Source organism: Nesterenkonia salmonea (genome assembly GCF_005771525.1).
Lineage (GTDB): Bacteria > Actinomycetota > Actinomycetes > Actinomycetales > Micrococcaceae > Nesterenkonia > Nesterenkonia salmonea.
Map to the genome: position 1 here is coordinate 25,106 of NZ_VAVZ01000002.1, position 14,923 is coordinate 40,028.

Annotated in this window: 11 protein-coding genes; 7 read left to right on the top strand and 4 right to left on the bottom strand. The window is 62.7% G+C overall.

The features are described 5' to 3' along the window. Nucleotides 1-32: 32 nt before the first annotated feature. Genes FEF26_RS00825 through FEF26_RS00840 form a run of 4 tightly spaced genes read right to left on the bottom strand, consistent with a single transcriptional unit; the run spans nt 33 to nt 4,659 of the window. Nucleotides 33-1,478 (bottom strand): GH1 family beta-glucosidase, encoded by a 1,446-nt coding sequence (locus FEF26_RS00825; RefSeq protein ID WP_138251642.1) that lies wholly within the window; start codon nt 1,476-1,478, stop codon nt 33-35. Beyond that, nucleotides 1,475-2,383, bottom strand: coding sequence for a carbohydrate ABC transporter permease (locus FEF26_RS00830; protein ID WP_138251643.1), 909 nt, complete (start codon nt 2,381-2,383; stop codon nt 1,475-1,477). The genes FEF26_RS00825 and FEF26_RS00830 overlap by 4 nt, the downstream gene beginning before the upstream one ends. Continuing rightward, entirely contained in the window at nt 2,380-3,345 is a 966-nt protein-coding gene (locus FEF26_RS00835) for a carbohydrate ABC transporter permease (RefSeq protein WP_138251644.1), read from the bottom strand. Before FEF26_RS00835 ends, FEF26_RS00830 begins: the two co-directional genes overlap by 4 nt. 3 nt (nt 3,346-3,348) lie before the next feature. After that, nucleotides 3,349-4,659, bottom strand: a complete 1,311-nt coding sequence (locus tag FEF26_RS00840; RefSeq protein ID WP_243730333.1) for an ABC transporter substrate-binding protein — start codon at nt 4,657-4,659, stop codon at nt 3,349-3,351. Between the two features lie 452 nt (nt 4,660-5,111). On the opposite strand from FEF26_RS00840, the gene FEF26_RS00845 reads away from it, so the two are divergent. Genes FEF26_RS00845 through FEF26_RS00875 form a run of 7 tightly spaced genes read left to right on the top strand, consistent with a single transcriptional unit; the run spans nt 5,112 to nt 14,919 of the window. After that, the gene (locus FEF26_RS00845; protein WP_138251645.1) at nt 5,112-5,891 is read left to right on the top strand and encodes an FhaA domain-containing protein; all 780 of its coding nucleotides are present in this window, start codon (nt 5,112-5,114) and stop codon (nt 5,889-5,891) included. Between the two features lie 15 nt (nt 5,892-5,906). Next, the gene (locus tag FEF26_RS00850) at nt 5,907-6,407 is read left to right on the top strand and encodes an FHA domain-containing protein FhaB/FipA (protein WP_138251646.1); all 501 of its coding nucleotides are present in this window, start codon (nt 5,907-5,909) and stop codon (nt 6,405-6,407) included. Nucleotides 6,408-6,414: 7 nt separating this feature from the next. Continuing rightward, nucleotides 6,415-7,977, top strand: a complete 1,563-nt coding sequence (locus tag FEF26_RS00855) for a PP2C family protein-serine/threonine phosphatase (RefSeq protein WP_138251647.1) — start codon at nt 6,415-6,417, stop codon at nt 7,975-7,977. Continuing rightward, nucleotides 7,974-9,443: an FtsW/RodA/SpoVE family cell cycle protein gene (locus FEF26_RS00860; protein WP_138251648.1), complete on the top strand. Its 1,470-nt coding sequence runs from the start codon at nt 7,974-7,976 to the stop codon at nt 9,441-9,443. Before FEF26_RS00855 ends, FEF26_RS00860 begins: the two co-directional genes overlap by 4 nt. After that, nucleotides 9,444-10,904 (top strand): peptidoglycan D,D-transpeptidase FtsI family protein, encoded by a 1,461-nt coding sequence (locus tag FEF26_RS00865; RefSeq protein ID WP_138251649.1) that lies wholly within the window; start codon nt 9,444-9,446, stop codon nt 10,902-10,904. Beyond that, on the top strand, nt 10,901-12,745 hold the full coding sequence (locus FEF26_RS00870; protein ID WP_138251650.1) for a protein kinase domain-containing protein: 1,845 nt from the start codon (nt 10,901-10,903) through the stop codon (nt 12,743-12,745). Before FEF26_RS00865 ends, FEF26_RS00870 begins: the two co-directional genes overlap by 4 nt. Beyond that, nucleotides 12,742-14,919, top strand: coding sequence for a protein kinase domain-containing protein (locus tag FEF26_RS00875; protein ID WP_138251651.1), 2,178 nt, complete (start codon nt 12,742-12,744; stop codon nt 14,917-14,919). Before FEF26_RS00870 ends, FEF26_RS00875 begins: the two co-directional genes overlap by 4 nt. Nucleotides 14,920-14,923 lie beyond the last annotated feature (4 nt).

Below are 14,923 nucleotides of genomic sequence, written 5' to 3' on the forward strand. Positions count from 1 at the left end.
CCGGCTAGCGCCGACCTTCACACCTTAGGGCCCTAGTCCACCACACCGGTTCGCGCTATGTGCGCATACCAATGAGCGGAGGCTTTGGGTGTCCGCTCCAGGGTTTGGTAGTCCACCCGCACAATGCCGAACCGCTTCGCGTAACCGAAGGCCCACTCAAAGTTGTCTAAGAGGGACCACACAAAGTATCCGCGCACATCGGCCCCGGAATCCATAGCCTCATGCACCGCGTGCAGGTGCTGGCGGATGTAGTCCTGGCGCTCGGTGTCCCGGATCGACCCGTCAGGTTCGACGACGTCGTCATAGGCTGCGCCGTTTTCTGTCACGTAGAGCGCCACCTGAGCTTCAGAGGTGTAGTCGGTGTGCAGCCGGAGCAGGAGGTCGCGCAGCGCCTGCGGGTAGACCTCCCAGCCCATTGCCGTCTGCGGAAGGCCGCGGCGGACTGAGGAGACGTGTTCTGAGCCCACGTTCGGGTTCGGCTCTCCCTCGGCCCGGGCGGTGGCCGCGGCGTCAGAAGCCTCAGCTGGATCCGCCCCGGTGAGCAGCTCGCCGGTGTAGAAGTTCACCCCGAGGACATTAATGGGAGTGGAAATGGCCTCCAAGTCACCGTCACGCACCAGATCCTCAGGCCAGAGCCCGGCCTGATCCTCCAGCACATCCTGAGGGTAGGCCCCGCGGAAGATCGGGTCTGCGAAGAACCGGTTGAAGGACCCGTCCAGACGGCGTGCGGCGTCCACATCCCCGGGAGAGGACGGATCTGCTGGCCGGTAGTCGGTGAAGTTCAGGGTCAGGCCCAGCTCCAGCTCCGGGTCACGTTCGCGCAGACTACGCACCGCGAGCCCATGGCCCAGCAACAAGTGGTGAGCGGCGGCCAATGCGGCGGAGGGCTCGGTGCGTCCGGGGGCGTGGTGACCGTTGGCGTAGCCCAGAAACGCTGAGCACCACGGCTCGTTCAGCGTGGTCCACTGCCGAACCTTGCCACCGAGTGCCTCATGGAGCACCACCGCGTAGTTTTCAAACGCATAGGCCGTTTCCCGATTGGCCCAACCGCCGGCATCTTCCAGCACCTGGGGCAGGTCCCAGTGGTACTGCGTCAGCCAAGGGATGATCCCGGCGGCCAGGAGTTCATCCACCAGTTCGGTGTAGAACCGCAGTCCCTCAGGGTTCACATTGACGCCATCGGGCATGACCCGTGACCAGCTCACCGAGAACCGGTAGACCTTCAGGTTGAGCCGTTTCATCAGCGCAACGTCTTCGCGGAAGCGGTGATAGTGATCGCAGGCCACATCCCCGGTGTCCCCGGCGTGGACCTTGCCGGGGGTCTTGGAAAAGGTGTCCCAGATGCTGGGAGTCCTTCCGGCGGAATCGAATCCGCCCTCCACCTGGTAGGCCGCAGTGGCGGAGCCCCAGAGGAAAGACGAGGGAAAAGTTACCGAAGTGCCGGTGGAGACAGCTTCGGACGGCGTCACGATGGTCATGCTTTAACAGCTCCTTGCATAATTCCGGACACCAGTTGGCGTCCGGCGAAGACGAAGAGGATCAACAGCGGCACAGTGGCCAGGGTGGCCCCGGTGAGCACCAGCGAGTAGTCCACGAAGTGGGCAGCTTGGAGCTGCTGCAGAGCCACTGGAAGTGTGGGGTTCTGCGGACCGAGCACAATGAACGGCCAGAAGAAGTTCGTCCAATTCAGAACGAACGTGAACAGGAACAGCATGGCCGCCGCGGGGCGCGCCGCTGGCAGGCACACGTGATAGAAGGTGCGGATCATGGAGCATCCGTCCATGGTGGCCGCCTCGATCAGCTCATCCGGAATGGCCTGGCGCAGGTATTGGGTCATCCAGAACACGCCGAAGGCCGTCACCAGGGCAGGGACGATGACCGCAGTCAGCTCACCGGTCCAGCCCAGGGCAGCCATGACTTGGTAGAGCGGCACGACGCCGAGCTGAGTGGGCACTGCCATGGTGGCAATGACGAACACCAGCAGTGGACCTGAGCCCTTAAACCGCAGCTTGGCGAAGGCATAGCCGGCCAACGTGGAGAAGAAGACCACAGAGACCGCCGTGGTGGTGGAGACGATGATGGAGTTCATCGTCGCCCGCCAGAACGGCACCGTATCCATGACTGTGGCGGCATTGGCGAGGAAGTTCCCACCTGGCCACCACGGGAAACTGGTCCGGGAAAGAATCGTCGAGTCGTGGGATCCGATCAGGAAGCTCCACCACAGGGGGAACATCCCGCCCACCACGACCGCAACCAGGCAGCCGTACACAATGAACCCCGGTCTGCGGTTCTGGCCTCCCGGTGCGGAACGACGACGCCGGCCCAGAGTCCGGCCCGATTTGGCTTCCGGATCAACAGGTGCCAATGGTGCGCTGGTTGTCATGACCTGGCTCCCTTCTTAAGGCGACGCTGCTGTGTGGTGCTCTTGCGCCCCTCACCGTTGGCTATGCGCCGAGTGATGGTGAAGTTGATGATGCCGATCGCCACGATCAGCAGGAACAGCAGCACTGCCACTGCTGAGGCCAAACCGAAGTCCGAGCGTGTCCAGCCGAGTTCGTAGAGGTAGATGGTCATGGTCTGCCACTGACCATCTGTGCCGCCGCGGCCGTACTGGTCGTAGAGCCGGGGCTCATCGAAAATCTGCAGGCCACCGATAGTGGAGGTGATGACCACGAAGATGATGGTGGGCCGCAGCATGGGCACGGTGACTGAGATGAATTGGCGGACTTTGCCAGCGCCGTCGATCTCAGCCTGTTCATAGAGGTCCCGCGGCACCGCTTGCATGGCTGCCAGGAAGATCAGGGCGTTGTAGCCGGTCCAGCGGAAGTTGACCATGGAGGCGATAGCCAGGTGGCTGGGTAGGACGTCAGACTGCCAGCCGATGGCGTCGATACCGATGGTGTCCAGCACCGAGTTCACCAGGCCGAAGCGCTGGGAGAAGAAGTTGGAGAAGATCAGCGCCACGGCCACTGGGGTGACCACATAGGGCAGCAGCACACCCATTCGCCAGAAGGTTCTGGCGCGCAGGTGGCTGTCGAGCATGTAGGCGATGATGATCGCGGCGACCACCTGAGGTCCTGTGGAGAGGATGAAAATGCTCAGCGTGTTCCGCAGAGCGATCCAGAAGGCCCTCTGGCCCACCACATGAGCGAAGTTGTCGAGTCCAACGAACTCTCCCTGCCCCATGATGAGGTCCCAGTCGTGGGCGGCCACCCAGATGGTGTAGACCAGCGGGAAGAGCCCCACGATGGCGAAGAGAATGAAGAACGGGCTGATGTAAAGGTAGGGCGAATACTTCCGGTCCCAGGCCGAAGCCCGGGACCGGAGGTGTTTGCGTGGAGCCATGGGTTACTTCATAGCCTCTACGTCATTGACGAACTTGTCCCAGGACTCATCGGCGTCGTCGATACCGTCGACATCAACACGGTTGAGTGCGTCTTGGATGGCGACGTTGATCAGCAGGTAGTTCGGGCCCTTGAAGGGCTGAACCTCGATAGCTTCGGCGCGGTTGGCGAGGATTTCACCGACTGGAGCGTCGTTGAAGAACTCGTCGGTGGCCGACTGGATCTCCTCTGACTCCAGAGCCTCCACAGTGGAGGGGAAAGCACCGATGGCCTCGAACGCCTTGATCTGCTGTTCGGGAGCGGTCAGCCAGGCTGCCAAATCCTTGGCAGCTTCGACGTTCTCACCCTGGGTGGGAACCGTCAGGTAGGAACCGCCCCAGTTGCCGCCGCCCCCTGGGAAGACGTCAGCGACGTCCCAGCCGTCCACGCCGTCAGCGTTGCCTTCAACGACTCCCAGCATCCACCCTGGGCAGAGCATGGTGGCGAAGCCATCCCGCTGGAAGGCGTCGGACCAGTCACCGGACCACTGGGAGAGGCCTGCGGAGAGTTCATCCTCCACGCTGGCCTCGAGCAGCTCATCGTAGAGATCCTTCACATCGGGGTTGGTGTCGGCAATGATCTCGCCGTCTTCGGATTCGAAGGGCACCTCAACCTGGTTGATCATTCCCTGCCAGACGTTGTCTGAACCTGAGTACCAGGCGGACTCCGACTCGGCCACGAACTCGCGTCCGGTGTCGAAGTAGTTGCCCCAGTCGCCGTCCAGGAGTTCAGCGACCTCCTCGCGGTCAGTAGGCAGACCGGCTTCTTCGAACAGATCAGCCCGGTAGCACAAGGCTTGAGGGCCGATGTCGGTTCCGTAGCCGATCTGGCGTCCTTCTTCGTCGACGGCGTCCTCATACTTCCAGTCGAGCCAGCGGCCTTCGACCTCCGGGTCCGCGAGGTCCTCAAAACGGTCGGAGTACTGCATGAACTCCACAAGCCAGTCCAGCTCCACGGCTTCAATGTCTGAAGCACCGGAGCCGGCTCCGAGGCTGTTGCGCAGCGAGTCGCGAGCGTTTTCTGCGGTGTCGACCTTGTTGTGCTCGATGCTGATGCCGGTCTGCTCTTCATATTCTTCGAAGAGCTCCTCGTAACCGAACTCGTTGAAGGTGGTCACGCTGAGGCTATCGGGTGCTTCGGCTTCGCTGTCGCCATTTTCGGAGTCAGCGCCAGCGTCTCCTCCACAGGCGGAGAGAGCCAGGGTCGCTGCAGCGCCCAGGGCTACGGCCTGGGACAGTCGGCGACGCCGGGGGTGTGTGAAATCTGTAGTGCTCACAATTCCTCCTCAAGGTGTCTGATGCGAGCAGTGGAGTTGTGGTTCCACTACATGTCGCAGATGCTCTCTCGTCTGTGAGAGCGCTCTCACGATGTGATGACAGTAACACCATGCCGCCCAATGTGACAAGACTCACGGTCCAATTGCTTTCGCGGATACCCCTGTCAGCCCCATCTGGTCTTGACAACAGGCCCTTGCGAGCGCTGACCACTCGATAACGTCCACAGAAACTGGACATCATGCGGAACGCATCACAGCGCGGAATTCACCGCGTTGAAGCTGAACAGTACAGCAGCAAATATGACAAGGATCACCCACTTTCTCTATGGGCTTGAGGGTTTGGGTGCGATTCCTCAAGGGTGAGACAGTAGACTCTGCGCCAGACTGCCCACCGTGTGTCCGCCTGCCAAACAGAGGACACACCCAAGACCAAAACCCTGTAGGAGGTGCCCATGGGACTGCTCGACACCTTAGAACGCAGTATCGAGAAAGTCGTCCGTGGCGCCTTCTCCGGACGCGGAGGGAGCGTCGGCCCCGTGGAGATTGCTACAGCAGTACGCCGCCACATGGATCGCGAGACGTCCACGCCCCAACGTGGGGTCGCGCTGGTACCCAACCTCTACAAGATCCGGCTCTCAGAGCACGACTTCACTGAGGCCAAGAAATACGGCACCGCCCTGGCTGAGGAACTGTGCGAGGAGATCATCCGGCACGCAGACTCCCAGGGCTACACGCTTCAGGGCCCGGTGAAGGCCACCTTCGTGAAGAACACAGAACTCCGGCGCGGACAGATGAGCATTGAGACTCAGACTGACCCGACTGTGAGCTCATCCCCGGCGGCCGCTCAGTCAGGAGTCCCGCGCCCACCACATGCTCCAGCCGCCGGGCCAGCAGCCACCGCCGCGCTTCCAGCACGAATGCACCGCAACACCGCCGCACCGGCTCGCAAAACTGTGGGAACGCTGGAGCACGACGGCCGGTCCTACCAGCTGGAAGACCGTTCCACCGTGATCGGGCGGTCCTCCTCAGCGGATATCACCATCTCCGACACCGGAGTCTCCCGCAAGCACTTAGAAGTGGCGCAGTCAGGTTCCCGCTGGATCGCTCGCGATCTGGGATCCACCAACGGTGCTTATGTGGACGGTCAGGAGCTGCGCAGCACCGAGGCCGAACTCTATGACGGCGCCGTCATCACCCTGGGCAATGCGCGAATGCGCTTCCGGCTCGGCTAAAGGCGGCTCCTACATATGAGCGAACTCGCGATCACAGTCCTCCAATTCGGCCTGCTGCTGCTGCTGTGGATCCTGATTCTCTCCATCATTGCCGCCCAGGGGCGCGACATGATGGTCTCCAAGCGGGCCCGCACCCGCGCCCCCCGGAATGATGCCCCCGCTTCCGCCCCCGAGGCTGAGAGCACACCGGCTACGGTTCACCATTCCGGTAAGACCCCCCGCCCCCGCCCCAGGCGTCTGGTGATCTCGGAAGGCCCCCTGGTGGGCACTGAGATCGAACTGGGGTCCATCCCGATCATGCTGGGCCGGGCCCAGGAGTGCACTGTGGTGCTCGATGACGACTACTCCTCCGGAAAGCACGCCCGGCTCTTCCCCCAGGGGTCGCGCTGGTTCCTGGAGGATCTCGGGTCCACCAACGGAACGTGGTTGGGCGATGAACAGCTCACCCGCGCCTCCACCGTGGAGCCCGGAGACCGTATCCGCATCGGCAAGACCGTCCTGGAACTGAGGACCTGAGACTGCGATGAGCCTGGTCTTCCGCTTCGCAGCCCGCTCCGACGCCGGCACCGTTCGCAGTAAGAACGATGACTCCGGTTACGCCGGGCGGTACTTTGCCGTGGTCGCTGACGGTATGGGCGGTCACGCCGGCGGCGATGTGGCCTCGGCCTCCACTGTTCTGGACCTGGCACACCTGGACACCCGGGGCTTCGCCGAGCCGGACACTGTGCTGCCTGATGAGATTCAGACGGCGAATGCCTTCCTCAACAAGCTGGTGAAGACCAATCCCAAGCTTGCGGGAATGGGCACCACGATCACCGCCTGCCTGGTCACCGAGGACAAGCTGCAGTTCGCCCATATTGGCGACTCCCGCGCATACCGGTTGAAGAAGCGCCGATTCCGTCAGGTCAGCCACGATCACACCTTCGTTCAACGTCTGGTCGATGAGGGCCGGTTGGACCCCGCGGCCGCCGAGTACCACCCCCACAAGAACGTCCTGATGCGCGTGCTCGGTGATGTGGACGCCTCCCCAGAGCTCGACATCACAAGCTTCCCCCTGGAGGCCGGCGAGCGCTGGCTCCTCTGCTCCGACGGACTCAACGCCGTGGTCTCGGACCGCCTCATCGAACAGAAGATGCGCAGCTCTGACTCTTTGGAGAAGATCGTTGACGATCTCGTCAACCTCACCCTGGAGGGTGGGGCCCCGGATAATGTCACCGTCATCGCCCTCGATGTGGTCAAGGCCGAGGAAGAGCACCTGGCCAGTTCCGACTCCGTTCCCCTGAGCGCGCAGGCGGTGGCCTCCGCCGGGCAGTTCGGCGACGACGGCCACCACACTATGGAGCTCGACGTCATCCCCGTGGTCAACCGTGACGCCCTGGAGGGTCTCTCCCCCAAGGAGGGCGAACTCTCACCACTCTCTGCGGCCATGGTGGAACGCACCCTGGGGGTCCGACCGCACACGCTGGTCGGGGCTGCAGTTGCGGCTGCTGAGACCGGCACGATCCCTGTGGTGCCGCGCAATGTCGATGAACACCCCATGGCCGCACTCCTGACGGGTCAGCCGCTGAAGCCAGTGCGCCACACGTATTCGGAGATGCTGGGCGAAGCCCCCGCAGAGCAGCCGCCTGAGAACGACGCCGCCGCGGCAGAGATCACCGAACCAGCCACTGAGCCATCCACCGATCACAGCCCAGAGATCGACGAGGAGGATGAGGACGAATACGTCCTCGACGACGAGGAGATTGCCGCCGTCCAGGCGACCCGACGGCGTCGTCGTTGGTTCCTGCCCACCTTTGTGGCGCTTCTGGTGGTGCTTATCGGAATTGTCACGTTCCTCGGATACGTCTGGACTCAGACCCAGTACTTTGTGGGTGAGGATGATGGTGAGGTGGCCATCTTCACGGGAGTCTCACAGTCCCTGGGGCCGATCACGCTCGCCGAAGTGGATGAGCACATGGGGATCAGCGTGGAGAATCTGCCGCGTTATGACCGCAACCGGGTGGAATCGGGAATCTTCGCCGAAAACCGCACCCATGCCGAACAGATTGTGGAGAACCTGGAGCAGAGCACCGGGGGTGAGCAGTGAAGTCGCAAGATCACGAGGCGCATCCTAAGCCGCGGCGCAATGTTGAGCTGCTGCTGCTGCTGATCGCGCTCACCATAGGGATCGGTGCTCAGGTCCTGGTGGGCCTGAACCTCGAGGACACGATCGACCAGCGCTACTGGACAGAGGGCGGCGTGCAGGTTGGATTGGCGCTGGCGTTCCACATTGCGCTGCGCCTCAGAGCAAAATACGCCGACCCCTTCATCCTTCCGATTGTGGTGACCCTCAACGGGCTGGGCATCGCCATGATCCACCGCCTTGACTTCACGAACCAGTACGACGGCGTCGCCGACCGTCAGCTGATGTGGACCGCTGTGTCTATGGTGGCGGCAATCGCTCTGCTGGTCCTGCTGCGGGACCACCGCCGCCTGCGCCAGTTCTCATACATCTCACTGGCGGTCAGCGTTCTGTTGCTATTCCTGCCGATCGTTCCGGGGCTGGGGCAGGACATCCAAGGTGCCCAGGTATGGGTCAGCATCGGCGGCATGAGCTTCCAGCCGGGCGAACTGGCCAAGATCACCCTGGCCATATTCTTCGCAGGTTTCCTGGCCAACAACCGTGACCTCATCCTTCTTGCCGGCAGGAAAGTGGGGCCCCTGACTTTCCCCCGACTTCAGGATCTGGGGCCGCTCTTCTTGGCCTGGCTGATAGCTCTGGGTGTGCTCATCGTCCAGAACGACCTCGGCAACGCGCTGATGTTCTTCGGTCTGTTCGTCGCCGTGATCTACGTGGCGACCTCCCGCATCTCCTGGGTCGCCATCGGTGTCGCGTTCGTCGCCGTCGGCGCTGTCCTGGCGTACCAGTTCGTCTGGCACGCCAGAAACCGCTTTGATATCTGGCTCAACCCTTTCGACCCCGAAATCTATGACCAGGCCTTCGGCTCCCACCAGTTGGTTCAAGGGCTCTTCGGCCTCGCCCACGGCGGACTCACCGGAACAGGACTCGGCTCGGGCTCACCCCAGGTCGTGGCACTGGCCAATTCGGACATGATCATTGTGGCCTTCGGTGAGGAACTCGGATTCCTGGGTCTCTCAGCCATGCTTGTGCTATACCTGATCCTTTTCTCACGCTATATGCGTGCCGGCCTCGGCACACGGGACCACTTCGGCAAGCTGCTGGCAGTAGGCCTGGCCATGGTGCTTGTCCTGCAGGTGTTCGTAGTCGTCGGCGGCATCACCCGAGTGATCCCCATGTCCGGCCTGGTCAGCCCGTTCCTGGCTGCTGGAGGCTCCGCACTGCTGGCCAATTGGCTGATCGTCGCCATTGTGCTGCTGATCAGTCACGCCGCTCGCCGGCCCATCGTGGTCGGTCCCATGCTCAACACCACTGGCAAAGGGGCCTCCGGCACCGAGGACCCGCTGCGTGGTCGCAACACCGGCGAGCAGCAGCCCGTGAGCGAGTCCCAGGGCTCGGCGACGGCACCGGCGCTGAAGGAAGGAGACTCCTAGGTGAACAACGCCATCCGTCACACCTGGGTCGTCTCCGTGGCCCTGTTCGTCTCACTCTTCGCCGCCCTGTCTCTGATCCAGGTGGTCTTCTCCGACGACCTTAACTCCGACTCACGGAATTCACGCCAGACCATCGCTGACGCTGGTGCCCCCCGCGGGCCCATCACAGTTGACGGAACGCCCATTGCAGAATCGGTGCCCAGCGACACGACCCAGTATGACTATCAGCGGGTCTACAACGAACCGGAACTCTACAGCCACCTCACCGGCTACTTCTCCGTGGTTCAAGGCCGCGCTTCCGAGGCGGGAATTGAGGGGGCTCTCAATGAGGAGATCTCCGGGCACTCCGACTCCCAATTCTTTGACCGGATCACTGCCCTCTTCACCGGAGAAACGGTCATGGGGGCGCAGGTGGAACTGACCATCGACCCTGAGCTGCAGCGGCTTGCCTATGACCAGATTCCCAATGATCAGCGCGGGACCATCATTGTCACCGACCTCCGCAATGGGGAGATCAAGGCCATGATGTCCAAGCCCAGCTATGACACCAATGAGCTCGCCGTTCATTCCAGTACCGAGTACCAGGAGAACATGGAGCGGCTCGATGAGCAGGAAGGCCTCCACGTAAACTACAACGTGGCCGTAGGGCGCCCCATCTTCCCCGGGTCGTCGTTCAAGCTGATCACTGCCCTGGCCATGCTGGAATCCGGTGACTATGAGCTGGACACGGAACTGGACAACCCCTCCAGCATCGATCTGCCGCAGTCTGACCGAACACTTCCGAACTTCGCTGGCGGCAACTGTGCCCAACGCAGTCAGGCCGAACTGAACTGGATCTTCGCTCAGTCCTGCAACACGCCCTTCGCTGAGGCCGCAATGGAACTTGGTGAGGAATCCATCCAGGAGGCGGCGGAGGCCTATGGCTGGAATGAGGCGATGCGCATTCCTGTCTACGTCCAGCCGTCCCGCTTCCCCGAAACAACATCCGACGCCGAACTGGCGCTTTCCTCGATCGGTCAAGCGAGCGTGACAGCCACCCCGCTGCAGATGAATATGGCAGCAGCAGCAATCGGCAACGGCGGCACCCTGATGAAACCTCAGCTAGTGGACACTGTTCGGGGCTCTGACCTTCAGATCCTCTCCAACCCTGAACCAGAAGTGCTCAATGATGTGATGGATGAGTCCACCGCCGGTGAGCTCAACGAGATGATGGTCGGCGTCGTCGAAGAGGGAACCGGCTGGCGCGCCGACTCCGGGCGTTTCCAGGTCGCTGCCAAGACCGGAACAGCCGAGCGCGGCGACGATACCGGGACCTACAACTCATGGATCACTGGCTTCGCACCGGCTGATGACCCCCAGTACGCCGTGACCGTCGTCTACGAGGGCATCGACCTCGGCACGGGTACTGATCTCACCGGACGCCAGATGCTTACTATGCTGGAGGCGGTGATTGACGAATGAGACCCGCGGTCGGACTCACGATGGGTGACCGCTATAAACTCACCGAACGTATCGCCATCGGCGGTATGGGTGAGGTGTGGAAGGCCGACGACATAGTCCTCGGCCGCACAGTCGCGATCAAAATCCTCAAAGAGGAGTACACCGGCGATGAGGCATTCCTCCGCCGTTTCCGAGCCGAGGCCCGCCACACCGCCCTGCTGAACCACCCAGGCATCGCCGACATCTACGACTACGGCGAACAGGCCGGTTCCGGCTACCTGGTGATGGAGCTGGTACCAGGCAGGCCACTGAGCGTGATCTTGGAACGAGACAAGACGCTCCCGTGGGAGAAAGTGCTCTCCATCATGGCTCAGACCGGACGGGCTCTCCAGGTCGCCCATGATCAGGGTCTGGTGCACCGTGATGTGAAGCCGGGAAACCTGCTGGTCACACCCACCCGCCGGGTGAAGATCACGGACTTCGGCATCGCGCGGCTCGCCGATCAGGTGCCGCTGACAGCGACCGGTCAGGTGATGGGCACTGTCCAGTACCTCTCCCCTGAACAGGCCACCGGCCAGCACGCCACTGGCTCTTCGGATATCTACGCCCTCGGGGTCATCGGCTACGAGGCGCTGGTGGGCCACCGGCCCTTCACGGGTGAGTCGCAGATCGCGATTGCGCTGAAGCAGGTCAATGATCCACCTCCGCCGCTGCCCGATGACGTCCCGGCCCAGGTCCGTGCGCTCATCATGTGCATGCTGGCCAAGGACTCAGATCAGCGCCCACCCAACGCCAGCAAAATGGCAGACGCCGCAGAGGCTCTTCTGCGTCACGACACCGCTGCAGCCTTGGCGGCAGTTCCTGCGATGAGGAACCACCTGCGTGGCACCGGGGACGACGACGATACCCAGCTGCTGCCCACCGCGGACGCCGCTGGCAGTGGTCAGCCTGTTGGGGAGGATGTCACGGCCGCACTCTCCGCCACGACCCCTGAACAGCCCGTGCCAGCACAGACCTCCCTGCCGGCCACCGCGCAGGCCCAGGCTGCCGGGCTGCCGAGCCCGGACACTCAGCAGAGCCCGGCGGCGGAACAGAAGGAGTCCACCATCGGGTCCCGGTGGCGCTGGCCCACCATCACGCTGATCGTTCTGGTGCTCCTTGCCGTCTTCGGCGCCTGGGTTCTGCCTTTGATGGCGGCCAACGATCACTCTGAGGACGATTCCGACGCAGCCCCGACGCAGTATGTGACTGAATACGCCACTGAAACCGCGACGGCGGAGCCCGAGCTGGTCGCAGTCGATGAGGACGAGTTGCTCGGCCGCAATGTCGACGAGGTCCAGGTTCTTCTCGAGGAAGAAGGCCTCCAGGTGGAAGCCGAAGAGGTGACCTCCACTCAGGAAGCCAGAACCGTCACTGGGGTCACTCCCGCAGGCAGCCTTCCGCTCGGTGCGACCGTCACACTGTTCTACTCGGCCGGTCCTCCCCCACCACCGGCGACTACCCAGGAACCACCACCACCGCCACCGGCAACCACGGAGGCACCGCCTCCACCGCCGCCGAGCCCCACTCCGACTGAGGCTGAAACCACCGAACCGGAACCGGAACCTGAGCCAGAACCGGAACCCGAACCCACGCCGAGTCCTGAGCCGGAACCGGAGCCAGAACCGGAGCCAGAACCCACAGACACTGAGACCGATGCGGCCGGGACGCCGGGCACCCCCAGCAGTATTCCCACATCGACCAGTACCGAATCCAGCTCAACCAGCATCACGCTGGTCGGGAACTCCCCGGCCACTACCCCGCAGTCCAGCGCGGGCGGGCCGTCGCAATACAACTACTTCGCCTCAGGAGGTGACCGATGACCGAGCGAGTGCTCAACGGCCGCTACCGGATCGAGGCGCTAATCGGCCGCGGTGGCATGGCAGATGTCTACCGCAGCTACGATTTGTCCCTGGAGCGAGACGTCGCAGTGAAGATGCTGCGGCCCGACTTGGCCCGTGACCCCATGTTCCAGACCCGGTTCAAACGGGAGGCGCAGTCCTCGGCCTCGTTAAACCATCCCAATGTTGTGGGGGTCTACGACACTGGTTCCACCCAGGTCAGCGAAAACGGTGGGGACACCAAGACGCCCTACATCGTCATGGAGTTCGTCCGGGGGGTCACCCTGCGGCACATCTTGCACGGCAGCCGCGGGGAAGCATCACAGGAGGGCACTGACTCCCCTCCGCTGCCACCTCAGCCGGCAGAATCCACGGGAGGAGCCGCCCGCACCGACTCTGATGTCCTCGGTGTCACCGACCCTGACGCCACACAGGTCGTCTCACAGGTGACCCAGCCGCTGGACAAGAAGATTGACACTGCTCTGAACAGGCCCCTGAGCGATCAGGAGGCCGCCCGGTACATGTCCGGGATCCTGGCCGCGTTGAGCTACTCCCACACCCGTGGCATCGTGCACCGGGACATCAAGCCCTCCAATGTGATGGTGTCCCAAAGCGGGGATGTGAAGGTCATGGACTTCGGCATTGCCCGAGCTCTGGCCGACTCCGCGCAGACCATGACCCAGACCTCTGCTGTGGTCGGCACCGCCCAGTATCTTTCCCCGGAGCAGGCCCGCGGCGAGGTGGTCGATCACCGCAGCGATCTCTACTCCGCAGGCTGTGTGCTGTTCGAGCTGCTGACCAATCGTCCGCCGTTCACTGGGGAGTCCCCGGTGTCGGTGGCCTATCAGCATGTGCGTGAGCAGCCCCCGGCCGTCTCAGACTTCAACCCTCATGTCTCCCCTGCCATGGAATCAGTGGTGACGAAGGCGCTGATCAAGGATCCGGCTCTGCGCTTCCAGACGGCAGACGAGTTTGAGGCCGCTTTGGCAGACGCCCTGCACGGCATCCCTGTGGACGAGGGCGCCACCACGCAGCTCGCCGCGGTGGGCGCCACCGGTTTCGACGACGTGGTCTCACCTGCTGGGGCCGTCCCTATGTCAGCCCGCACCCCTGAAGATCCGGACTACAACGACTACCAGGAGTACGGCCAGCCCAGACGCCGACCCAACCGCACCGGGCTCTATATCCTGCTGGTGATTTTGGCGCTGGCTCTGCTGGCCGGCACCACTTTTGTGCTCTCGCAGATGCTCGGTGACTCAGACGGCGTCGAGGCAGAGATGGTCGAGGTTCCTGCTGTGGCCGGCATGCCGGAGGACGAGGCCGTCCAGGAACTCACCGACGCCGGACTCAGCCCTGAGACCGTCACCGAGACCAGCTCGGAGGTGGAGGCTGATTTTGCGATCCGCACTGACCCTGACTCAGGGACTGAGGTGGAAAGCGGAAGCGATATCACTCTCTACATCTCCGAAGGCGATGGCGAGGTCGAAATCCCTGAGGGCCTAGTGGGTCAGCCGGAGGACACGGTCCGCGGGATCTTGGAAGAAGCTGGGCTCGAGGTCGGAACGGTCACCGAAGAGGACGATCCGGATGCCCCCGAGGGTGAGGTCATCAGCACCGACCCTGAATCCGGTACCTCTGTAGAATCCGGCTCAGAGGTCAACCTGGTCATTTCTACCGGAGAAGTCCAGCTGCCATCCGGTCTCGAAGGATACGTCGGCCAGCACCGCAGCTTCGGTGAGGAGTTCCTGGTCTCAGAAGGGTTCCAACTGACACCTCAGCCGCGGTGGGTGGAGACATCCGATATCGACGGCAGCGGGGAACTTCTCGGCTACGAGGTCAACGGCCAGGCGGTATCCAGTGGCGACTCCGTTCCGAACGACGCCGTCATCCAGATCGTCGCGGGAACCCTCCCTCAAACCCAGGAGGACGACTCTCCGTCTGAGGATGAGGACGACGATGAGGAGGAAGAGGACTCCCCCGGCAATAACGAAGATGAAGACGACAATGGGGACGAGGAGGACTCCGGCAACGACGAGGAAGAAGAGGAAGAGGGCGACTCCCCCGGGAACGGCAACAACGGCAATGGCAATGGCAACGGAAACAACGGCAACGGGAATGGCAACCAGGACGAGAACGAGGAAGAGGACGAGGAGTAGTCTT